General features: G+C 33.2%; 15 protein-coding genes and 1 tRNA gene. 3 read left to right on the forward strand and 13 right to left on the reverse strand.

The window, feature by feature from the left end:
• Positions 1 to 221 precede the first annotated feature (221 nt).
• The 11 genes from EMN46_RS17230 to EMN46_RS17280 form a co-directional block, all read right to left on the reverse strand.
• Complete coding sequence (locus EMN46_RS17230; protein WP_154202062.1) at positions 222 to 743, reverse strand: SRPBCC family protein; 522 nt, start codon at positions 741 to 743, stop codon at positions 222 to 224.
• A gap of 41 nt (positions 744 to 784) precedes the next feature.
• Positions 785 to 1,306, reverse strand: coding sequence for an SRPBCC family protein (locus EMN46_RS17235; protein WP_154202063.1), 522 nt, complete (start codon positions 1,304 to 1,306; stop codon positions 785 to 787).
• Positions 1,307 to 1,514: 208 nt separating this feature from the next.
• On the reverse strand, positions 1,515 to 2,645 hold the full coding sequence (locus tag EMN46_RS17240; protein ID WP_154202064.1) for a TlpA disulfide reductase family protein: 1,131 nt from the start codon (positions 2,643 to 2,645) through the stop codon (positions 1,515 to 1,517).
• 140 nt (positions 2,646 to 2,785) lie between these two features.
• Positions 2,786 to 4,051, reverse strand: coding sequence for a thioredoxin family protein (locus tag EMN46_RS17245; RefSeq protein ID WP_154202065.1), 1,266 nt, complete (start codon positions 4,049 to 4,051; stop codon positions 2,786 to 2,788).
• A 532-nt stretch (positions 4,052 to 4,583) separates the two neighbouring features.
• Positions 4,584 to 6,032, reverse strand: a complete 1,449-nt coding sequence (locus EMN46_RS17250; RefSeq protein ID WP_154202066.1) for a RagB/SusD family nutrient uptake outer membrane protein — start codon at positions 6,030 to 6,032, stop codon at positions 4,584 to 4,586.
• A 68-nt stretch (positions 6,033 to 6,100) separates the two neighbouring features.
• A complete protein-coding gene (locus EMN46_RS17255; protein ID WP_154202069.1) occupies positions 6,101 to 9,223 on the reverse strand; it encodes a TonB-dependent receptor in 3,123 nt (1,040 codons plus the stop codon).
• A 95-nt stretch (positions 9,224 to 9,318) separates the two neighbouring features.
• Entirely contained in the window at positions 9,319 to 10,779 is a 1,461-nt protein-coding gene (locus tag EMN46_RS17260) for a DUF6242 domain-containing protein (RefSeq protein WP_154202071.1), read from the reverse strand.
• A gap of 321 nt (positions 10,780 to 11,100) precedes the next feature.
• Complete coding sequence (locus tag EMN46_RS17265) at positions 11,101 to 14,352, reverse strand: SusC/RagA family TonB-linked outer membrane protein (RefSeq protein WP_195715300.1); 3,252 nt, start codon at positions 14,350 to 14,352, stop codon at positions 11,101 to 11,103.
• Positions 14,353 to 14,639: 287 nt separating this feature from the next.
• The gene (locus tag EMN46_RS17270) at positions 14,640 to 15,650 is read right to left on the reverse strand and encodes a FecR family protein (RefSeq protein ID WP_154202075.1); all 1,011 of its coding nucleotides are present in this window, start codon (positions 15,648 to 15,650) and stop codon (positions 14,640 to 14,642) included.
• 150 nt (positions 15,651 to 15,800) lie between these two features.
• Positions 15,801 to 16,370, reverse strand: a complete 570-nt coding sequence (locus EMN46_RS17275) for an RNA polymerase sigma-70 factor (protein ID WP_154202077.1) — start codon at positions 16,368 to 16,370, stop codon at positions 15,801 to 15,803.
• A gap of 179 nt (positions 16,371 to 16,549) precedes the next feature.
• Positions 16,550 to 17,479, reverse strand: a complete 930-nt coding sequence (locus EMN46_RS17280; protein ID WP_154202079.1) for a cation diffusion facilitator family transporter — start codon at positions 17,477 to 17,479, stop codon at positions 16,550 to 16,552.
• Between the two features lie 462 nt (positions 17,480 to 17,941).
• On the opposite strand from EMN46_RS17280, the gene EMN46_RS17285 reads away from it, so the two are divergent.
• The gene (locus EMN46_RS17285; protein WP_154202080.1) at positions 17,942 to 20,413 is read left to right on the forward strand and encodes a PAS domain S-box protein; all 2,472 of its coding nucleotides are present in this window, start codon (positions 17,942 to 17,944) and stop codon (positions 20,411 to 20,413) included.
• A 115-nt stretch (positions 20,414 to 20,528) separates the two neighbouring features.
• On the opposite strand, the gene EMN46_RS17290 is transcribed toward EMN46_RS17285, so the two are convergent.
• Positions 20,529 to 21,935, reverse strand: a complete 1,407-nt coding sequence (locus EMN46_RS17290; RefSeq protein ID WP_154202082.1) for an MFS transporter — start codon at positions 21,933 to 21,935, stop codon at positions 20,529 to 20,531.
• 411 nt (positions 21,936 to 22,346) lie between these two features.
• On the opposite strand from EMN46_RS17290, the gene EMN46_RS17295 reads away from it, so the two are divergent.
• Together EMN46_RS17295 and EMN46_RS17300 are read left to right on the forward strand one after the other, a co-directional pair.
• Positions 22,347 to 22,431: transfer RNA gene (locus EMN46_RS17295), tRNA-Ser, on the forward strand.
• Between the two features lie 309 nt (positions 22,432 to 22,740).
• Positions 22,741 to 23,958, forward strand: a complete 1,218-nt coding sequence (locus EMN46_RS17300) for a site-specific integrase (RefSeq protein ID WP_154202084.1) — start codon at positions 22,741 to 22,743, stop codon at positions 23,956 to 23,958.
• A gap of 223 nt (positions 23,959 to 24,181) precedes the next feature.
• Here EMN46_RS17300 and mobC read toward each other — a convergent pair.
• Positions 24,182 to 24,489 (reverse strand): plasmid mobilization relaxosome protein MobC (gene mobC, locus EMN46_RS17305; protein ID WP_154202086.1); only part of this gene is annotated, 308 nt, incomplete at its 5' end.

The raw sequence follows: 24,489 nt of genomic DNA on the forward strand, positions 1-24,489 counted from the left end.
ATCCTTGATCGTATTATTCGTTACGAAAAGCCGGTTCTCAAAATAAAGACCCAAGGAATTGATATATGCCTTAATTAAAAGATGTTAATTTTCGATGTATTTGATAACGTCTATTTTCCCTCTACTAAATTAGGCTACTAAAAAGAGAGCCCTAAATAAAAAAAGGTAAAAGCTTCAGAATAGAGCTTTCACCTTTTTTATATCATGTTAATCCATTCTTGTTACTTCTCGAAGTAGGTTTTTAGGCCTTTGAGTGTTTGAGAGAATTCAGAGCCCATTTGCTTAATTAGCTTAGATTCGGAAGTGCCCTTTTTAGCATGCAAATAGCCTTTAAAAATGACTTTACATTTATTAGGACCGTTGGCTTGCACGTAGCAGTGCACTGCCAAGTGTTTTGTTTCCATATAGTCTTCGAAAGGAATAAAACAAATATGTTTCAAATTAGGTGCAAAAATAAGAACGGTCTCTAATCTTGTTGTACCATCAACCATTTCCATTTCTCTCACCGCATCTTCTCCGTGACCATCTGCTATAGATTTTTTCACTAAGCTTGGTGCATAATCTTCAACCTTCTCAAGCGATGCAATTAAGTTCCAAACATCGTTTGCCGAGGCCTTAATTTTGACTTCTCTCTTTACTTTAGGAGGCAACATTTTAGCTGGTTGCATTTGTGCAGAAACACTACCAAATAGTCCACAGATCATTAGGAACAGAACCGTTAACTTTAATTTTAAAATACGCATAACTCTTATTTAAAATTGATTCTAATTTCTCAGTTAATGAATTACTTCTCTAAATAAGTTTTTAAACCTTTAAGTGTTTTAGAAAATTCAGATCCCAATTGTTTGATAATTTTACCTTCGGACGCTCCCTGTTTTGCCTCAAAATAACCCGACATACTCACTTTACATTTGTTGGGTCCTTGCGACATTATTCTATAATAAACCGATAAGTATTTTGTAGGTAAATATTCATCAAAGGGTTTAAATGCAATTAATTTATTAGCTGGATCATAGATCTGAACTTCCTCTAACCTAGGCGTACCATCGGCCATTACCATCTCACGAACCGCTTCGAGTCCATGACCATCGGCTAAAGACGATTTTACCAATGTAGGTACATACTCTTCCACCTTCTCCAATGATGCAAGTAGTTTCCACACCTCATTAGCAGGAGCCTTTATTGTCACTTCTCTCTTTGTTTGTGGTGGTGACATTTTAGCCGGTTTCATTTGTGCGGATGAAACACTAGTTGTTCCTAAAACTACAAAAGCTAAAAGAAGTAATCTTGATATTTTATTTTTCATCTGTCTACAATTTAATTTTAATTTATTCGCAAAAGCTCATAAGGGCAAAAGTCTTTGTCATATTGAAATAAGCTAAACAAACCTTCCTTTTGATTTTAAAGGCTTGATAATGGTTTGTTTCATGATCTTTATTTCAAAAAAAACACCCTCACCTAGCTGTGAAACACATTTAGGCAAGGGTGAAGAATTCAGATAATTTAAATCACCCCTATTCAAATATTATTTCTAACTTCTCTTTCAATGTTTCACTTCTAAGATGTTTTGCAGCAATTTTACCTTCTTTGTCTAAAAGAATGATGAAAGGAATTCCTGAAAACTGATATTTTTTCATTAGCTCTTTTCCAGAATCTGGAGCCTGAAGTTGAGGCCAAGCCATATCTTCCTGGCGCATTGCTTTTTTCCAAGCATTCTTACTTTTATCAATCGATACACTTAAGAACTCAATATCCTGACCTTTATATTCTTCATATAACTCTTTCATAGGAGGAATCTCGTTACGACATGGACCACACCATGATGCCCAAAAATCAACAACCAAATATTTACCTCTAAATTCCTTAAGATTAATCATCTTACCATCTACAGTAGGGTATTCGAAAATTGGAGCTTCTTTACCAATAGCTAATTTTTCCTTTTGAGCTTTAGCCTTAGCTGCTGCTTCCTTATAATCGAGTAATGGCTTATAGTTAGGATTCTTAGCTTCAAGCGTTTTAATGATATGATCACGTAAATTCTTATCACTTTCATTTCTTAACGAAGGTAATACCGAAATAATAGAGTTACGATCAGCATAATGTTCTGCGATATAATGTGTTCTAGCATCGCTATCATCATAATTTCTGTTATACCCCTGCGCAGCATTATCTTTCCACTCTTGACAATCTGTTAAGGAAGCTGCATATATGATTTTACCAGCAGCAATCATATTTTGATAACGACGGTAGACATTAAAAGCAACTAAATTCATCACTTCGTTATTTGGTCCACCGTTGATATACACGTAAGGTGGGTTCTTAATAACAACCTTAGCTGTATCCTTACCTCTAAAGTTGATCTCTAGATCTTCATCCTCAGCCCAAAACTGTACCGTCTGCCACTTTTGACAATCTAAAGTGTAAACACCAATCCTATTAACTTTCATTTCGTAAGCATAAGTGCCGTCCTTCTTCACTTCGATGGTATCGATAACTGTTTTATCAAAACCATTACGCTCAATAATAGTCATTTTAAATTTATTATCAGGAAACTTAACTTTTCCTTTAATCGTAATGGTATCCTTAACTGGTGGTTGGCACGAGAAAAGAATTAGTGCTAAAAATGCAACAAGTAAATTTTTCATTTTTTTTATTTTATTTTATTATATGATAGTGTGATTGATGTTTTTTGATATGATTCTGCCAAATCTATCTTTCATCAATTAACTAAACTATGCTGTAGAATGGTATGTCTTATCGATTAAACAAGACATATTAATTTTATTTACTTCTTTTTTCCCTTAATAGGTTGCATCCCACCAAGTTTCATCATAGGAATAGAGATAATCTTTGTTCCGTCTTTTTCAGCTTTCAAATCGGCCTCTTCCGAAGCTGATTGAGTTGCCTTAGCGGCCTCAGCATTACCAACCAATTCTAATAAATTAGCTTTTGTAGCCAGATAACCCGACTTATATTGTACACGGTCTTCGTTTACAGAAGCGTAGTCTGCCCAACGAAGTGCTTTCTCTAAGATCTCCTTATCTTTGCTTACATTAGCAATCATAGCAGCTGCATTATCAAAAAAACTTAATTTGTTTTCATTGTTTTTCAATAATGAAAAATCAAGAGCAGCATCAACAACGTATGCATACTTATCCCAATCGTTCAAACGAGAGTATTCATTCCTTAATGCAATAGCGATAAGCTCCGATGATTTTTCAAAATTTGAATTTTGAAGATCAGTAATCAAAGTGTCAAATCCTTTTTTGTCATATACACGGCCTTTTCTTGGCTGGAAGTAAGAATACTGTTCAATTGTCTTATTGTAAGTATTATAAATCTTAGAATTTATTTCATCAGCACCAACAATATCGGCTAGTTTAGTTCTGTTTTTCACCACAAAACGAAATTCATCAGTTGCAGGGTTATTCATAAAATACTTCACGATATTCCAATTCTCCTTTTTCAATAAATCCTCTTTATTTAAGCTTGAAATATACTCATCGGCTCTTTTAGACTCTTCTTTACCAAGATTAGCCATACGAAGCGATCTTAAATATGAAAACATGAATTCACCATCACGTTTTCCTGCTTCGTACTGCTTTTGCAATGCGGCAAAATTCTTATCATCAGATTGAGCTTCTTTCATATAATTGATAAACTCATCAGCCTGATAAGCACCTACTACACGATGAATAACTTCGCCATCAGCATTTATAACTAAAAAAGTTGGGTAGGCATTAATTTTCCATCCCGGCTTAAGCGATGGTCCTTCGCCTTTTTCCATGTCTACTTTAAAGTTGACGAAGTTGCTATTGAAATAATCAGCAACATGATCTTGTGTAAAGACATCCTTAGTCATCATTTTACATGGACCACACCATGATGTGTAACAATCAACAAAAATCAGTTTGTTTTCTTTCTTAGCTTTCTTTAAAACCTTTGACCACTTTGCATGTTCGAATTCAACAGAACGATTCTGAGCCATTGAACTTGTTGAAATGAAAAGCCCTGAAAGAGCAATTGTAATTACTGTTAGTAAATTTTTCATGTAATTATTTAAATTTGAAATTTAATTACCAAAACGAAACAGTCTGCCAACTGTTATAGTTATATGAGAATCGTCTGGCAATAATTCATAATTTGGAATACTTTATTGATTCAGTATTACTGATGAATATCTCCACCTTGATTTAAAGACCCTAGAAAATGATTTATACCCTAACTAAAAAGTGTGAAATTTTAATTTATTTTTAATAGCCTTTTTCTCCCCTAATAAATCAGCTTTAAGTTTTAAAAAAGCATTTTTAAAACCACCATCTAAATTTTCTGTTGTCAAGTTGTATGTTGGAATTAGATACCCTTTTTATCAGATTGCATTTCAGCTTTTAAATGGACTAAAAGCATACAGAATGTAAGAACAGAAAGCCTATTTTTATTTTAGTCATCAGTACATATCTGAGAAAAGAAATCACTTAGATCCAAGAGAAACCGAAGTTCTAATTGGTTTCTCTTTAGACTCTAGGTGAATATATTCTATAAAATCAAATCTGCTTAGCCTTTAATATTAGCTAAAAGAGAGTTTACAAATAGCCAGGGTTTTGAACCAAACTACCCTTTGTAATATCAATTTCGCGCTTAGGTATAGGAAGCACATATCGACCAGCAGGCACATCTTCAAACACACCACTTTTATTTTTGAACTGAAGTTTTCTACCGGTGCGAATAATATCGTAACGGTGTAAACCTTCAAAAGCAAGTTCCTTCTCACGCTCCAACAAGATTCGATTAACAAGTGCATTATCACTTACAAAATCACCTAATGTTAAGCTTACAAAAGCAGCATCAGCTCGACTTGCAATTTGATTTAGCAAATCAACAGACTCCTGATTTAGACCATTAACTCTTGCTAAAGCCTCAGCTCTTGTCAAAAGCATCTCCGACAAACGAATCATTGGAATGTTATCACGACCGTCTTTATTATTAAATTTACTTGTAGTAGACTTACCAGAATTATATGTAGATAAAGGATTTCCTTTCCAAACCAATTCCACTTTTCGTTGATCTGTTTCAGAAAGTTTTCCTAAATAATCATCAGATACATATCCCAAAGATCTTGAATAATACGAGAAAAAATGCGTGCCAAACTGATGATTCCCTCCATTAAATGTTAATGGAATAGCATAGATAAACTCCTCATCTAAATCGACATCAACCCCACTGCTAATTGGAAATACAGAACGAAGCTTTGACGCTAAAGTATAGGTTGAATTATTCACAAAAAAAGCCGATTGTTTAACTACCTGTTCAAAATCTCCTTTATACAAATAGACTCTAGCAAGAAGAGCATGCACACTTCCCTTAGTCGCACGAGCCCTTGTTTCTAAATCGTCATCATAATCGTCATTCAAATCTGGTAAAGCCTCCGTTAAATCTTTTATGATTTGTGTATAAACTTCATCATTTGTCGAACGTTTCAATGCATTATTAGAAACAAATTCAGTTCCAGCATAAGGCGTCAACTGTAAAGGAACACAAAGACCATCCATTTTCCCTTGTAATGCGCCATCCCCAAACAATCTTAACATGACTAAATAGTTATAGGCTCTCAGAAATTTAGCCTCAGCTATATGCTGATTTTCCAAATCTTCATTATAGGTTCCCAATTCGGGAACTGACTTAATTATAACATTAGCTACATTAATAGCAGCATAAGTATCTGACCATATTTGCTCAGGCGTGTAATCATCTGTTAATAAATCGCCTGAAACTAAGGCCATTGAAGAAGTACTTGTCACCTCAATAAGCCTAGTAGTTACATCACCAATTGTATAGGTTGTTGACTTATTAGCTTCGTAGGTTTTGTTATAAACATCCATTAAAGCTGATTCTGCAGAACTAGCAGTCTGAAAAACCTCCGATTCGACTGTTGTATCCTCAGGAGCAAGATCTAGCTGTTTATCACAAGCTGTTAGACCACTAACAAGAGCTAACAAAGCGAAACTGTATATATTAATTATTCTATTTTTCATTTTTTTGAAATTAGTATCATGACACCAAATTTAAGCATCAGGAATAATTACTAATAAGCTCTCAAATATTACCTTAAGCCGATTTTAACTCCAATTTGAATTGCTTTCTGCTGAGGTATTGTTAATTCATCATTACCTGCATATGCGGCAGATGAACCAAAAGCACTTACTTCAGGGTCTGGTCCTGAATATTTGGTCCAAGTTAATAAATTTGATCCCTTAGCGTAAACAACTAAGCTACGTAATCCAAGTTTACGAATTCTGTCAGGATTTAAACGATAAGATAACGAAATATTTTTCAAACGAATAAACGAACCATCTTCAAGAAAACGATCAGTTTGTCGACTAACGGTATAGTCTACTCCACCCTTAAGCTTTTCTGGATTCGATTTGTTATACTTTTTAGGTATTTTGGTTCTGTGTCCAGCAATAATCCATTCATCCAAAATTTCCGTACTAAGGTTTCTATTCTTATTATCTGTATATGTTAAGAGTTCTGCACGAGTTCCATTCATAATTTTTCCTCCATAAGAAAAACTCAATAGGGTATTTATTTCAAAATTCTTATAAGAGAAAATATTCGTAAATCCACCTGTAAACTCAGGCATTCTGTCACCCATTACCGATTTATTATCATACGCTTCTTTATTATTTATCGAAGCAGGAGGTGTTGTTGAAATACTCCCATCGGAATATTTCCATAAAGGATTACCTGTAAGAGGATCAACACCATGCCAATCGTACAAAAACCAAGCAGTAGCCGATTCACCAACCTGATAATAAGCATATCCTATTTCTGCTCCACCAGCTACATATCCTGCCAAGTTAAGCTTTGTAACCTTATTGGTATTTCTTGCAAAATTTAGATTTGAACTCCACTTAAACTCTTTATCAATATTGACAGTATTTAATGATACTTCAAAACCCTTGTTCTCCATATCGACTAAATTCTGTGTTTGAGACGAATAACCGGAATACAATGGTACGCTTGAACCAATTAGCATATCAATACTCTTCTTATTGTAATAATCCAGAGATAAAGAAATCTTAGATTGAAATAAAGATAGATCCAATCCAATATCAACTGTTTGTGTTTTTTCCCATTTTAGGTCAGGATTACTAGCTTGTTGAACTTCCAGAATATTCGTATTACCATATTTTTTAGCATAATCTCTAGCAACATATTGTCCTTGATTACCGTAATAGCCACCAGAACCAGAAATTCCAGAAAAGCCTAAACTTGCACGAAATTTCATATCATCAAGCCAAGTATATCGCTCCATAAAGTTTTCTTTAGAAATTCGCCAGCCAGCTGAAAATGATGGAAAGCCAACATATCTTTCGTTCTTATTGAATCGTGATGATCCATCAACTCGGTAAGTCACACCAGCCAAATATTTATCTTTCCAACGGTAATTCAGCCTACCAAAGAAAGAAACCATGGCCCACTCTCTAAGTACCGCCGCATCAACACGAGAATCGTTGGCCGAACCGATACTTAAAACATCATTGGTAGGAAAGTCGGTCGCAGCAATTCTAACATAGTCTTCTTTTGAAGTTTCAAAACTTTGCCCAAGAACACCTGTAAATACATGTTCTCCAAATTCTTTATATATCGATGCTGTATTATTAATAACTAGCTTAAGATTGTTAATATTTGACTGACTTGCACTTCCTTCAATAATCTCAACTTCTTTACCATCGTCCATTCCTTTGTATTCCTTATTGCGATTATAAGATTTTGAGGACATAAAATCAATACCAACTTCAGTTTTTAAAGTTAACCACGACAAAGCTTTGTATTCAGCATACAAATTACCAATAACTCGTTTATCCTTAACAAAGTTGATATCCTCCTTAGCTTTAGCAATTGGATTAAATTGATTACGATCACTCTGAACAAATACATAATCTCCGTTATCATCTTTAATTCTAGTATTTGGAGCTGCAAGTAATGAATTACGATACACACTACCAGAATTTAATGAATTATTATCTGTGTAAGACAAGCTGATATTATTTCCAAATCGGAATTTTTCACTTGATTTGTATTCATAATTAATACGTGCAGTATAACGTTTGAAATCATTATTAATCACATATGAATCTTGATCAAGATAATTTAAAGATAAATAATAAGTACTCTTATCAGTTCCCGCAGAAACAGTTGCTGAAACATTATTTGTAACTGCAACACGTGTTGCAGCATCAAACCAATCTGTATTTACTCCATAAGGGAATGAATTTACACCATGATAATCGTTATAAAATTTAGAATACTGATCTCCTGATAGAACATCAGGAACATCGATAGGACTTGCCACTGAAGTCGAAATATTAAGATTTACCTTAGGAATTCCTTTTTTCCCTTTCTTGGTTGTAATTAAAATAACTCCTGCAGCTCCTCGAGATCCATATATTGCTGTTGCATAAGCATCCTTCAAAACCTCAATAGATGCAATATCATCCATATTTAAGCTGGCCAAAGGATTTCTTTCAAATTCTGAGGTCGCTCCGATAGAGCCCGATGTACTATTTCCTCCGATGGATACCATAGCAACTCCACCTGACTGAAAAGAAGTTGAAGCACCTGCACCAACGCCATAAACTGGAACACCATCAATAATGTAAAGAGGGTTGTTGTCAGCAGAAAGAGATGTAATACCACGAATGGTTATTGCAGTTGCACTACCAGGAGTACCACTAGCCGAATTAACCTGCACACCTGCAATTTGCCCCGTAAGTGCGTTATCAACACTTAAAGCCACTTGATCAATTTGCTCAATATTCACAGATGCAACAGAACCTGTTAAGTCTCGTCTTTCAACAACACCATAACCAATTACGGCAATTTCAGATAGAGAGACATTATCTGGCTTCAAACTCAAATCTAAATGAGTTTGACTCTCTATTTTAATTTCTTTAGACAGATAACCAATTGAAGAAATCATTAAAACATCTCCTTTATTAGCAATAATTGTAAAATTACCATCAAAATCGACAGCTACACCATTCGTTGTTCCTTTTACAATAATAGTAGCTCCTACAATAGGCTGATTATCTTCCGAGCATTTAAGCGTGCCCGTTATTCTAATTTTCTTTAACTCCATAGCTTTCACAACTTGAGCTTGTAAACCCAAAGTTGATAGAAGCAGAGAAATCGAAAATATGACACAAAGTATTTTATTCATTATATTGGATTTTACTACATGATATTAAAAAACAAAACCTGAGTAAAGATTATTTAGAAGGTTGCCTGCCAGCAACCTTCTAAACTTAAGATATGTTAATTCAAAGTTCCTTCCCAAGAGTCAGTTAACACCTTAGTTGAACCATCAGTTTCAACACCCATGCCACCAAAAACATGAACTTTATTTCCATCTTTAACTAATCCATGACCTGCACGTCCAGCAAATCCTTCAGGTAATCCACCTTCAGCTACTTTAGTCCAGTTTACACCAGCATCTTCAGACACCCACATAGCATTAGATGGAGCAACAATTTGATTTTCATTCTCATCAACCTCACCCGTGTCAGCATTACCACCTATTAGAATCATTCTATCGTTATACACATAACAAGTATGACCAGCAACAGCATCAAAAGGAGTTACTACATCTACCTTAGTCCAATTTGTACCATCAGCCGATTTATAAATTTCATTATAATACATTTGTGGTGATCCAAGATATTGATTACGCCCACCAATTAAGTACAACTCATCTTTATAAACAAGTAATTGACTATTAGCTCTAGCAACAAAACCGTCACCAAAATTAGCTTCTAAATTAGTCCAAGTAACACCACCATCAGTTGATTTCCATGCATCAGCAATAGCAACTTGAGGAGAACCGTAAAAATATCCAAAACCACCCACTAAATATAAATCACCATTCATATTTGCAACAGCTGCATGAGATCTTGCTGAAAATGAATTAATCTCTGGATACATTCCCCAAACAGCTTTTGCAGGGTCTGTCTCAGTTACTGTAAGTTTCTCCCAAGTAATACCATCTGTAGAAGACCACACTTTTTGGTTAGCAGAATTAGCACCATTTAAACCATTATCATCATAATCAGCATAAGAACAACCACCAATTAATAATTGATTATCACCATGCTTAACAGGAGTACTTCCTATAGCAATACCATAATCATGAAAAATGGAAGTTGAAACGGCTGTAAAACTTGCACCATCAGTAGATGAAAAGAGACCAGATTCATGACCACCATAAAGACCTCCTTTAAGACCACCAACAACAAAGAACTTACCACCTATTTCGAAAGCTGAAATATCTGTATATAAAGGTAAACCTGCATTTGGAGAAAGATTTGTCCAAGCAGATAAAGTGCTTGCTACATTTACTCTTACCGTATAATTCAATGTGTTATCACCATCTTCTGCGACAACTGTAAACACAACATCTTCAGTAAAATCAATAGCAGATGTGCCACTTACAAAATCAACACCTGCGATGTTTACCATAGCTAAAGGAGCTGTACTAAATGTAGGTGTCAATGCAGAAGCATCAAATCCGTATGGTAAAGCAATTTGATTGGTAATGACATTATCACTTCCAATCGTAAATTCGTAATTAGCAAGAGATTCATCGGAAAATCCAAAACTTAAAAATCCAGTTAAATCACTCATTTTTTTGTCATCGTCACTACAAGAAGTGAATACACTACTTAACAATATGGCTAGAAGAGGTAAAGCCATTTTCCATGAAATACTTACATTTTTCATAAACATTTAATTTTAGGTTTATATTGGGTTTATAATTCGGATTTTATAGTTCAAAATCGATTAATCAAATTGACTTAAACACTTGTTTATTCAACATTTTCATCATTTTATCACTTCTAACAATCCATTTGTATTTAACTTAAACAACTATAATTCCAGAAGATATAGGAATAGATATCCCCGATTACCAGTTTGATAACTGATATTATGCTTCTTTCAATAAGATTAGATTTGGAATTTCTAGTGTAGTTATTTTATCCTGCCAGACTCAATAACCTTTCATTTACTACATATATTTTAGTTTTTACTTGACAAGTTTGTTTATAAGTTAATTCTTAAGCCCAAGCTAAATGACTTTGACTGTGGCATGGTTACCTCATCGTAACCAGAGAGCAAAGAAGACGAACCAAAAGCGCTCACTTCTGGGTCTACTCCTGAATAATTTGTAATCGTAAATAAGTTCGTCGCTTGAGCAAAAATTTTAATTCCTTCAAGCTTTAGCTTTTCTACAATTGGTTTAGGTAAATAATAAGCCAACACAAGCCTCTTTAAGCGAATAAATGAGGCATCCTCATAAAAGCGTGAGCTTGTTCGACTGGTGATATAATTATTTGAACTAGTTATAGATTTATTTGTTAAAGCTGGTTCATCAGTAACATCACCAACATTTTTCCAATAATTTAAAACATCTGGAGATAAATTGTAGGCTTCTGTCGTTGAATAAGTATGTAATAAGGCTGCTGTTCCATTCATCATTTTTTTTCCTGACACAAAAGTTAATGATGCATTTAGTTCAAAGCTCTTAAAAGTAAATGAATTGTTCATTCCTCCTGTTAAAGTTGGAATTCCAGATCCAAATGGTTTTCTATTTGCATCATCCGTGGGTGCTTCATCACTTAAAACTCCATTGGCATATTGCCAAACTGGATTCCCCGTTACAGGATTTACGCCTTGCCAATCATGAAGGTAGAATTGAGCTGCTTCCTTCCCTTTTTTGAAATACTTATAAGCCTGATCAGCTTGCCATATTTCTTCACCAGCATAATTCATTTCGAGAACTTCATTTTTATTGTAAGCCATTGTTAAAAGTATATTCCATTTAAAATCGCTATCAATCAAATTACAATCAAGGTTTAACTCAACTCCAGTATTCTTCATTTTACCTAAATTCACCCACTGTTTATCGTAACCAGAAATTGCTACAACATCAGTAAATAGAAGTAAGTTATTAACCTCCTTAGAATAATAATCTAAAGTTACTTTCAGGCTTTCATGAAAGAATGATACATCTATTCCAAAATCAAAATTCTTCGTTTTTTCCCAAGAAATATCCAATTCGGCTCCATTTTCTTCGGATAAAATTAGCTTACCTGCGTAATTTAAATTTTGTGGATGAGTTTGGTATGTTCTAAAAGCACCATATGTATAAGTTGATTGCTCTACACCCGAATATCCAAAACTAGAACGTAATTTCAATAAATTCAAAAAAGAATTATCAGTGTCAGATTTCAAGATCCATCCTGCAGAAAATGCAGGGAAAATTATATAGCGATTGTTTTTTCTGAAACGAGATGAACCATCAACTCTATATGTAACTCCTGCAAAAATTCTATGTTTAAAATTATAGTTAAATCGACCAAACCAGGAAGCTAAAGCATATTTTCTTCTCTCAGTGTCGTAGTCATTAAGCTTAAGATTTGCACTGGTGCTTATTCGCCAAAGATCTTCAAAAAACACTTCTTCTTCTTTTTGTCTTGACTGTTCAAGACTTTGCCCTAAAACAAATTTTAAGGAATGATCTCCAAAAGTTCTATATCCATTTAACGTATTTGTAATAACCCATTTTCGTGAATAACCATCATTTTCAATAGTATTCTTTTTATCAGGAAATGCACCACTTCTATAAGCAGAAATAGCATCAGTTTCAATTAAATTAACTCCAAAATCAAAACGATAGGATAACCAATTTGTTAATTCTAAATCGAGATATACATTTGCGATTGTATAAGTATCATAAACTTCACCCTTTCCTGTTTTTGCCATAGCAAGAGGATTTTCAGAATACTGTCCAAAAGGATTACCCATATTATCAAAACGATAATCTCCTTTATCATTATAAACAGATACATTTGGAGCTTTTAAAATAGCATCGCGATATATTTTTGGAGCTAATAATGAATTATTTTCTTCAGATGTAATTGCCAAATTAGCTCCTACTCTAGCTCTATCATGAATACTTTGTTGGAAATTAAATCGGCCAGTATATTTCTTATAATCTGATTCTATAATATAGCTTTCTTGATTTATCTGAGAAAAGCTCATATAAAAGAAACCATTGTGAGTTTTATTCTGAACTGATAAACTTAATTTATTTCCTACTGCATTACGCACTACAAGATCGTACCAATTTGTATTAACCTGATTTGGAAATAATACCCCATAATAGGTACTATAAAATTCAGAGTATTCATCTGCATTCATCAAATCAGGTTTTCCAACAGGCTTTGATAGACTGGTTTCATATAAGAAACTCGCACTAAGACCCCTCTTTTTTGGTTTTTTCGTTGTAATTAAAATTACACCAGCTGCCCCTCTCGAACCATATATTGAAGTGGAATACGCATCCTTAAGTACTGAAATAGATTCAATATCTTCAGTATTGACCATATTCAAACCATTCTTCTTAAACTCATCGGATTCGTGAAGATCATTAAAAACATAGTTATTTAAATAGTTAAAGTTCGTTCCAGAAAAAGTTTTATAGGTAATACTATTTAAATTTTCTTCGCTTGAAAAAAGTGGTACCCCATCAACGACAATTAATGGACTATTCGCATTTGGTTGAAGTGAAGTTACACCTCTAATAGCAATTATAGAAGTACTACCAGGTACTCCCGAACTTTTTTGAAACCATAAACCACTGGCAGTTCCTGCTAAAACATCATCAAAATCATTTGGAACTTCTCCACTCACCAGAGGTGAAACAGAGCTCACAGCTCCTAATAATTCACGAGTTTCTTCTTCACCATAACCTATTATATTGACTTCCTTTAAACTAATCATATTTGGCTTTAATCGAATATCTTCAATTATATTCAAACCTACAACATATTCAAAATCAACAAAACCAATAGCAGTAACTAGAAGAGAATCTCCAATATGACATTTCAAATTATAATAACCATCCTTATCACTAGCTGTACCATAAACTTGATTCTTGACCCGAATAGAAGCACCAACTATTGGTTCGCTATCATCATCACATAATACGCGTCCCAGCACGATCTTTTCAATTCGAATCAAATCGGCTTTTTGAACTTGGTATGACGATTTCAAAAGTGTCATTGGAACAACTGCACCCGCTTCTTTAATGATAATTTTATTTCTATATACAATGAAGTTTAAGCCTATTGGTGTTAATACAAAACTTAATAATGAGACTAAAGGCGCACTCTCTTGCGGTAAAGATTTAATCTTTAAATTTTTGAATTTTTCTGAATTATAAACAAATGAAAAATCGGATTGATCTTCTAGCTGTTCAAGAAAATCCTCTAAACTCATATTATCACTCATATAATTTAGCGAAATGAGGTTTGATTGAGAATAAGAATTTGTAGAAATAAAAAGACATAAAAAAAGCAAAACCAAGAACATATCTAACCTGAATCTGTTATATATAACAGCAGATTCACAAACAAATAAAGATTTGTTTGTTTTGTGTAGATATTTTTTCTTAATTTTGCAGCACATAATGTTGGTTGAAGTAAGTCTTTTTATTTCAATTCCATTTACTTGACAAGTAAATTTACTACATGTTATTCAGATACCGAAGAGCTGCCACTTTTCGGTATTTTTTTTGATTAATATTTCTTAGACTCCTTAATCATAACCACATCACCTTCAATTGAATAAGAGAACTCATTGGTCATTTCAAGAATTTTAAAAATTTCATCAATATTTTCATTTTCGAACTCTGCAGTGATTCTTAAGTCTTCTAGACTGCCATCTACCAACTTAATTTTCACGCCGTACATTCTATATATTGATTTTGACATTTCAGAGAAACTTGCATTTTTAAAATACAATGCTTTCTCCATCCAAGCTATATCTTTGGAGTTATCCACATTTAGTTTATCAATCGAATTCCTACCCTTATTTATAATTCCTTTATTACCAGGAAGAAGAATTAAAGACTCAGCTTTCGATGCTTCAAAAGCAACTCGACCTGTTAATACAGATGTTGAAATTTGCTCATCCTCAGGATATGCTTGAATATTAAATGATGTACCTAATACCTGAACTTTGCTATTTTCAAGTCTTATAACAAATGGTTTAGTCTCATCTCTAGCTACATCAAAAAATGCTTCTCCTTCAAGATACAGCTTACGTTCACTAGACTCAGAATTAATCTTATACTTTAAACGACTATCTCCATTCAAATATACCGTAGAACCATCAGATAATAATTGAGTTTGTTGACTTCCAGCATCTGCCTCAACCAAATCGTATCCAATTAAGTTTAAATGAGAAAAAGGATCAGACACTTCGTAATAACTTAATGCCCCTAAAGAAATAAAAGCCACAATAGAAGCTGCAACCTTCATCCATCCCATTGATTTCTTTTTAGCAACATGCTTATTAAAATCAACCACTCTAGTTTCTATACCAACTCTATTCTTTATATCTGTAAAGACACGTTTTTTATCTTCATCGTCAACCACAAGAAGTATCTCCTCCCATTGCTGACGCTGAAGCTCAAAAAACTGCTTATTTTCTGGTTTTTCCAACAACCAGTTATTAAACAAGTCCTGCTCTTCTTTATTAGCACTATTGGCTAATATTTTATTTATTATATATTGAACTTCACTCATTTGTTATCTCGAAATAATAGCTTTTAATATTAAGACCCTAGATTCTATAAATATCACTAAAAAGAATTTGATTTTATTTAAAAAAAATAATAAAACTCAAAACAAACACAACCATATCAACATTTATGAAGACAATGACAAACTCCGGTTTTATTTCTTTTTTCTGGAAAAATCACCCAAAGATTGACTAATTTTCTTCATAGCTATTCTCATTTGGGTATCAACGGTATTGACAGAAATATTTAGTTCTGAAGCAACTTCTTTATATTTAAGACCATCAAAACGAATCATCTTAAAAATTGCTTTACACTTTTTTGGTAAACTTTCAACGGAGGTACTGAGAACATCTTGTAATTCATGAGCCTGCATAACTTCATCAGGAAGTGCAACAGTATCTGAAATATGATATGCTACTTCATCAAGCGACTCATTACTAATTCTAGAATTATCTCGGATATAATTTAAAGAAAGGTTACGAACAGAGATAAATAAATAACTTTCAAAGTTCTTTATTTGATCTAATTCTGATCGTTTCTGCCAAATACGACAAAATACGTCAGATACAACCTCTTCAGCCAATGGTTTATTTTTTAAATATTGAAAAGATGTTGCATACATTTTTGAGTAAAACAAATTATAGATTTGTTCAAACGCACGCTCATCATCCTTCGTCGAAAGTTGATGTACTAACTTTTTAATATTATCAGGATTAATTGGCAAGTTTAGTCAGGTTATTCGTTTTTGGGTCGCGTAAAATTGCAAAATAAAGTCAATATATCTACATGATTTAAATATTATTTTCCACACTTCATTGAATCAACAACGAAACACTCATTGCAAAGCATTAAATATCAGAGGAGAGTATCACATTTGAAATTAATTAGTAAAAATACTAAAATTCACTTTCCATCCTGGCTAACCAAACTATCATCACCGCAACTTCCATTTATTTCGGGCTGAAGCGTAACATGATTAATATCAAATTTATCATCTAAAACATGCTTTATATGATGTAGAATCTCATCAACTTGGCTCAAACTTAAATCTTTTTTAAAGCTAATGTGAGCTTCAAGGTTTATTTGTTTATCATCCAGTTGCCAAACATGAACATGATGAATATTAGTTACTTCTGGAATATTTTGAAGTTCTCTATTTATATCTTCTAAATTAATTTTGGATGGTGCAAACTGCATTAATATTCTCACACTTTCTTTTATTAATCCCCAACTTGAATAAACGAGATAAAGTGCAATTCCAATAGAAAGAACGGGATCAACCCATGCAACATCCCATAAATACATAGCTAAACCGCCTAACACAACCGCAACAGAGGAAATCATATCTGTAAATAAATGCAAATACGCTGCTCGCATATTCATATTTTCTTTTGCATCCTTTTGCACTAATAAAACGCTCAACCCATTCAAGACAATTGATAAACCACCTAGCATCATGACCAAACCAGACTGCACCTCTATAGGTTCCGAAAAGCGAAATATAGCTTCCTTTAATAAGAAAAATGCAATCACAATTAAGGACACAGCATTAATTAGAGCAGCCAAAATTTCTGCTCGTTTGTATCCATATGTTTGAGCAGACGTTTGATTTTTTTTGGATAATTTGCTCGCAAACCACGAAAGAATAAGAGATAATACATCACTAAAGTTATGCAACGCATCAGACATTAAAGCTAAACTCCCTGATATGAAACCTCCTATAAGCTGTGCAACTGTAATACCTATATTTAAAAGTATAGCAATTCCAAGATTTCTACCTTTCAAATTACCATGATCGTGTTTATGTCCATGCTCGTGTTTATGATCTTCCATTGGTTTATTCGAAATTTTGAAATGAGTATATGAGTTTTAAACCTTTAATATGTAGTTATAAAGATAGAAATATAATTCTTATCTAAATTCATTATCAAAGCATTCTAATAAATATTAATAGACGTCTTAAATGATGTAAAACTAGTCATAACAAAAGAGATCATAAGAACTACTTTTATGTTTTTGCCAATAGACAGATGGGAAGAAGAATTAAATATAAGGAGTAAAAATAAGCAACTTTTCAATTTTATCTCAAGCAGATTTCATGTAAACTAGATCTATTCCATCTTGTAAATTAATTATCCAACAGATAGATACATTTTTATTTCAAAACCATCCATCAACTTGATTTTAACACTATTTTTTAAGAAAAATAAAACTAGACAAATCGTTATAAAATTAGGATCTTTCTTTTTTAACAAAAACGTATGCCAATAGTAAAAAAAACTATATTTTAGATCCATGAATGAATTTTCTACTCTAAGATCAAACGTACTCGAATTACTATATAAAGGCATATCAGAAAATGTCTTACTAAATAAAATTGTAGAAAATGCCGAAAAATTTTCGCCTAAATCATTATGCTCCATTTTATATTTGAACGAAGACGGAACTCTCCTATTGCATGGCGCAGGTCCTAGTCTTCCTGATTTTTATAATAAAGCAATACACCGTTTCCCAGTCGGTTTTGGAAGTGGATCATGTGGAACAGCTGCCCATACAGGTAAAAGAGTTGTTGTAGAAGATATAAGCACTCACCCATATTGGGATAATATTAAAGATTTAGCAAAAAAAGCAAATTTAGCTTCTTGTTGGTCTGAACCTATAATAGATCCTTCGGGTAAAATATTAGGTACATTTGCGATCTATCATAGATCTATTCATACGCCCAATGCTTCTGATCTTGAATTAATTTCCAACTTAGCTGATCTCACCGCAATTGTTATAGATAGGTGTAGAATGATTGATCAGTTGGAAGAAAGCAAAAACAAATATAAAACATTGGCAGATGCCAGTTATGAGGCAGTTTGTATTCTAGATGGAGATAAAATTATTGAGGCCAACCAAAGAGCATCAAGAATGACTGGCTATTCGGATATGGAGTTAAATCAAATGTCTATCCATAGCTTTATTCCTAAAGAAAATTGGAATACACAGTTAAAAAATGAAACTAAATATCAATTTGAAACAGTAGCCATAAAAAATGATGGTTCTAAGATAAATGTTATTGTAAATGTAAAGAATTCTGTTTTTAATAATAAAACCGTTTCACTCATTTCAATTAATGACATCACACACCTTAAACAAACCGAAACTGAATTAAAAATATTATCCCAATCTGTAATTCAGAGCCCTGTATCTTTAGTCGTAACAGATTATGATGGTAAAATTGAATTTGTAAACCCCAAGTTTTTAGAAATTACAGGATATAAATCTCATGAGGTAAAAGGAAAGAACCCAAGAATACTTAGTTCTGGAAACACATCAATAAATACATATCAAAACTTATGGGAAACAATTAAATCAGGACAAGAATGGCATGGCGAACTGCAAAATAAGAAAAAGGATGGCAGTTTATTTTGGGAAAAAGTAAGTGTATCTGCTTTAAAAGATGATGAAGGAAAGATTACTCATTTTATAGCTGTTAAAGAAGATATAACTGATAAAAAGCGCCTAGAAACCATCCAACAAATGACGCTAAACATATCGAATGCTGTTTTTACTCACGAAACACTATTCGATTTTATAGAGTACATACGCTGTCAATTGGGCAAACTAATAGATACAACTAATTTTTTTGTTGCCTTATACAACAATAAAACTGAAACATTCAGTCTACCTTTTCATAAAGATAAATTAGATTCGTTTGAATCATTTCCTAAAGCTGGAACCATATCGGGTTGGGTTGTTGATAATAATAAATCACTACTGGCCAATACTAAAATATTAGATGAGATGGAATCGAGAGGTGAAATCGAATTACACGGTGCACCGTCCAAAATATGGCTAGGTATGCCACTAAAGGGGAATAAAGAAGAAGTTATTGGTGTACTTGTTATTCAATCGTACGAAGATGAAAATATAGTAACCGAAAAAGATAAAGAAGTACTAGAACTCGTTTCTCATCAAGTTAGTATTTCGATCCAGAAAAAACAAAACGAAGATGAATTACGAATAGCCCTAATAAAAGCAACAGAATCTGACCGATTAAAATCTTCTTTTTTAGCCACCATGTCTCATGAATTACGAACACCCTTAAATGCTGTTTTAGGTTTTTCAAACTTAGTTGATCTAGACACTCCGATTGATACTGCTATTGAATTTTGTCAAATAATTAATCAAAGTGGATTCCAGCTTCTAAATCTGGTAGAAGATCTATTTGATATCTCCTCAATTCAATCGGGAAATGTGAAGTTTGAATACAAAAAATGCTATGTCTCAGGAATTCTTCATGAAGTTGAAGACATTATTATAGCTGAACAAAAAGCAACAAATAAAACTCATTTAGAATTAAAACTAATTCTACCACCTGATGCTAATGATATTTTTATAGAAACAGATTCCAAACGTTTCATGCAAATATTTATAAATCTCCTTAAAAATGCTTTAAAGTTTACTCAAAAAGGTCAGGTTGAATTTGGGTTCAAAGAGGTCAATAAGGATTCGAACAAGCTAATTGAGTTTTTTGTAAAGGATACCGGAATTGGAATTTCACCCGATATGAAAAAGAACATCTTTGACATGTTCCGACAAGCAAACGAAAGTAGTTCTAGAGAGTATGAAGGCACAGGTATTGGTCTTTCAATCTCTAAAAAATTAGTAGAACTAATGGGTGGTAAAATAGAGTTAAAAACTAAACTAAAAGAAGGCTCAACATTTTTCTTTACCCTTCCTAGCTTACAAATAGAAAAAAATAAATTGATTAAAAACTAAACCCTTTGTCAATAATGATAATACTATAGTGCTAAAATAATCCATATAGGAACTAGCTAAAAAAACCACTTCAAAATTGAAGTGGTTTAATTTTTTCTCTCAAAAAAGCTATATTCTATGCTTTCTGAAGAACTTTTTCGGCATCAAGCTTACGCGTTATTCGCCCATATATAATTAAAGCTATAGCCGACACCGTTGCAATGGCAACAAAATAATACCAAATGTAATGCGCATGTGCTGATGCTACTTCCCACTCAGCATGATTCGCAAACAAATGTGGATCTGGACAATATTTTGACAATAAAAACCCAGATAAACCAAAGCCTAATATAGATGAGATAAATGAATGTAAGTGACTAAAACCTAAATACATTCCCTCTTCACCCTTAGGAGCTTGTAAAGAAAAATACTCTAAAAAACGAGGCGAAATAAATGACTCAGCAAATCCTTGGAATACAATACCAATAATCATCATGAATGCAACTGGATGTAGACTAAATAGTCCCAAATCAATCGACTCCACATCTAATAGGTTACCAGCTGCCATGCACATTGCCGATACGGGCATAATAAACATACCTACAGTCATAGAAAACAGTGCTGTTTTCTTTCTCATTAGCTGAGTAATTAAGCCTACAAAAAGGAAAACGATTAACGGATTCACATTAGCATACCAAGATGGTGATGCGCCCTCTCCTGCCATACGTAAAACATACTTTGGCATTGTAGCATACAATTGATGTTGAACCATCCAAAATCCGGTTACAATAAGAATTAACGCCACCAATCGACCATTAGTAAGAACTTTTAACAAAGCAGCCCAAATATCCGACATACTCTTGCCTTCTCCTTCGGTACTTGTACTTTTAAAGAAAAAATAAACGGCTATTAAACCTATTAAAGTTGCTCCAGCTGAGAAATAATTCAGGGTAATTAAACCCTCATTCCCCATTGCTTCACGTAGTGGCTTCACAATAGTTTTTCCCGAAAAAGCACCTATATTCACCATGGTGTAGAAAATAGAAAATCCTCTAGCACGATTAGCTACAGTAGTTTCCTTTGCAACAGTTCCTGTTATTACAGATTTAATAAATGATCCTCCAATCATGATCAGCATCACTATCGGAATAATAAACCATTTATAGGAACTAGTCTCTAATCCTGTGAATACCGTAATTTTGGAATATTCAACCAGCCCTGCAGATGCCAACATGGTTGGGAAAATAGCCAAACCAGCATATCCAATAGTCAATAAGGAAAAGGCAAGCAAAAGTGCCTTCTTAAAACCCATTTTATCAGCCAATGCGCCACTAAAAGTTGGTAATAAATACAAACCTCCAGAAAACAAACCTGAAATTAAAGCTGCTTCTACATCAGTAAAACCTAATATGCGGGATAGGTAAATTGTAATAACAATAAATACACCATAATAAGCAGCTCTTTCCAATAATTCTACCGAATTGGCTACCCAAAAAGCCCTGGAAAAGTGCTCTTTTGTTTTATTCTCTTTTTCAACACTCATTCTAATTCTCAGTTAAATTTATATAAAGTTTAGTTGTCCAAATTTTCAATTTGTAAAAATAGATTTACTTTTCAATTTCACAAGTAGGGAAAGTCAAATTTTCAACTCAATTAATAAGTTACAAAGCCTAATCAAGCGTCTATATTGTGAAATATTCCTAATTTAAAGAGAAATCTAATTTTTATTCATACTAAAGAAGCACATTAAAATCGTTATTGTCAACTCATTGCTTATTTTAACAAATAAAAAACACTTACAGACCTCTTATAACACTTGCGAAAAGAACTTTTTTGACTTACATTTGCACTCGTTATCGAAAGGATAACATTGAATTATTGGAGAGATGGCAGAGTGTCGTCCCGATAGCTATCGGGAGCAGATTCTTGAAAAATATTCCAATAAGAAAATACTGGAGAGATGGCAGAGTGGTCGAATGCGGTAGTCTTGAAAACTATTGTGCGGCAACGTACCGGGGGTTCGAATCCCTCTCTCTCCGCAATTTAGGAATCATCCTAATCCAAAAGACTGTAAATCTACTGATTTACAGTCTTTTCTGTTTTCACCCAATTCATTCTAAAACAAATAGAGTCAATAGGAAGGTGTACTCTCAGGTGAACAAATTTCAAAACCCTCTTTGTTCACCAATCCCCTCATAACAAACTGAATCAAAACGTATTAAATTATATTATCCTTGAAAATTTAATTTGAAAGATGCTGGATTTTTATTAAATTTACTAAACATCATCACTATAATTCTACAAATACTAATCAAAAGCTACCTTTTATGATCTAATAATACCATGCTATGAATACATTTTCAACACTAAACATTAGTTTTCTCATTCGGAAAAACAGATCTAATAAGCTTGGAGAAGCCCCTATTTACATTCGTTTTTCCATAAATAATGAACGCGTTGAAATCTCTACAGGTAGGTCTATAAATCCTCACAACTGGGATAGTAAACTACTTAAAGCTATAACTAAGAAAAAAGGTGCTGGACAACTCAACAAATTTCTGGAAGTCCTAAAAAATAGCATTTACGACCACCACACAGAGATGGTTAAAAATGGTGATCTTATCTCTGCAAAAAAATTAAAAGCTCGATTCTTAGGTATTGAGGAAAACAAAAAAACCTTAATACAAGTTTTTGAATATCACAACATGCAAATGAAAGAATTACAGGGCATCTCATATGCAGAAGCAACTGTAAAAAGATACATCACGACACTTGACCATGTTAAAAGATTTCTAAAGCATCAATACAACTTAAATGACATTCCATTAACACGTCTCAAATATTCATTTATTGTTGACTTTGAACACTACTTCAAAACAGTTCGGAAATGTAACAATAACAGCACCTATAAATATTTGAAAAATATGCGCAAGGTTATCAATCTAGCCATTAGAAATGAATGGTTGGATAAAGATCCATTTGCAAAATATAAAACAAAATTAATAGAAGTAAAAAGAGAATGCCTTAACAAAGAAGAATTAAAGAGTCTTGAAAGCTTAAAATTGACTTTCCCTCGATTAGAGGTTGTCAGAGATATGTTTATTTTCTCTTGTTATACGGGGCTTGCATATATAGACATTTCAAATCTTACTAAAGACAATATTCGAATTGGAATAGATGGTAATTTATGGATTTTATTGGAACGTGAAAAAACAAAAACACCATCAAATATCCCTATACTTCCTCAAGCTAACGACTTAATAAAAAAATATGCTAATCATCCAGCAAAAAAAACGGAACAACATATCTTTCCAAGTTTTAGTAATCAGAAACTAAATGCATATTTAAAAGAATTAGCAGATTTAGCATCGATTGACAAAAACTTAACCTTTCATATCGCAAGGCATACCTTTGCTACAACTATTACCCTTGCCAATGGAGTCCCCATTGAATCTATAAGCTCAATGCTTGGTCATAAGAATATACGTACAACTCAAATTTACTCAAAAGTCGTTAATGAAAAAGTTAGCAAAGACATGAGTAAGCTTAAAAGGAAGCTTCGATAAGAAAATATATTTCCAAAAGTATCTAAATAAAGTTATTCTGATTTTTATTGGAGCCCTTACTCAGCTCAAGAGAAAAATCGGAAATAACTTTAAGTTCATAATTATATCGTAAATGATATGCGTGTCGCACTCTTCTCCTCCACTTTCTTCTCATTATAAAGGAAAGCATTCTCGGTACTAGTCGTTTGAAGGATCACAATGACCATAGGAAGGACTTTTATCTTTATTCTATCATATCTACATAATTCTGCAAAACAGAAAAGCAATTTCGAAGTTCTTGCAAGACCTGCATAAAAACTTCTCGATCCGAAGCTGTGAATTGATAAACATGTTGGGCATTGATATTTCTAGCAAGCTGATTGAGATTTACACCTATTTTATTGAGGTCATAGTCCTGTTTTTTGGTAATCATTACAAACTCATCACTCACCTCGATTTTCCGGATCTCCCTTTTCTTAACCAATTTTGCCCTGCAAAAATCACTTAGGGTTCTATAGCCTTCCCTCTGAGATCTTTTTAATAGCAATCTCT

Origin of the sequence: Ancylomarina sp. 16SWW S1-10-2, assembly GCF_009669305.1 — a bacterium.
Classification (GTDB): Bacteria; Bacteroidota; Bacteroidia; order Bacteroidales; family Marinifilaceae; genus Ancylomarina.

Bases quoted from the DNA above. Each gene is read 5' to 3' on its own strand.
- EMN46_RS17230 (WP_154202062.1), bottom strand. From the start codon at position 743: ATGCGTATTTTAAAATTAAAGTTAACGGTTCTGTTCCTAATGATCTGT.
- EMN46_RS17235 (WP_154202063.1), bottom strand. From the start codon at position 1,306: ATGAAAAATAAAATATCAAGATTACTTCTTTTAGCTTTTGTAGTTTTA.
- EMN46_RS17240 (WP_154202064.1), bottom strand. From the start codon at position 2,645: ATGAAAAATTTACTTGTTGCATTTTTAGCACTAATTCTTTTCTCGTGC.
- EMN46_RS17245 (WP_154202065.1), bottom strand. From the start codon at position 4,051: ATGAAAAATTTACTAACAGTAATTACAATTGCTCTTTCAGGGCTTTTC.
- EMN46_RS17250 (WP_154202066.1), bottom strand. From the start codon at position 6,032: ATGAAAAATAGAATAATTAATATATACAGTTTCGCTTTGTTAGCTCTT.
- EMN46_RS17255 (WP_154202069.1), bottom strand. From the start codon at position 9,223: ATGAATAAAATACTTTGTGTCATATTTTCGATTTCTCTGCTTCTATCA.
- EMN46_RS17260 (WP_154202071.1), bottom strand. From the start codon at position 10,779: ATGAAAAATGTAAGTATTTCATGGAAAATGGCTTTACCTCTTCTAGCC.
- EMN46_RS17265 (WP_195715300.1), bottom strand. From the start codon at position 14,352: ATGAGTGATAATATGAGTTTAGAGGATTTTCTTGAACAGCTAGAAGAT.
- EMN46_RS17270 (WP_154202075.1), bottom strand. From the start codon at position 15,650: ATGAGTGAAGTTCAATATATAATAAATAAAATATTAGCCAATAGTGCT.
- EMN46_RS17280 (WP_154202079.1), bottom strand. From the start codon at position 17,479: ATGGAAGATCATAAACACGAGCATGGACATAAACACGATCATGGTAAT.
- EMN46_RS17285 (WP_154202080.1), top strand. From the start codon at position 17,942: ATGAATGAATTTTCTACTCTAAGATCAAACGTACTCGAATTACTATAT.
- EMN46_RS17290 (WP_154202082.1), bottom strand. From the start codon at position 21,935: ATGAGTGTTGAAAAAGAGAATAAAACAAAAGAGCACTTTTCCAGGGCT.
- EMN46_RS17300 (WP_154202084.1), top strand. From the start codon at position 22,741: ATGAATACATTTTCAACACTAAACATTAGTTTTCTCATTCGGAAAAAC.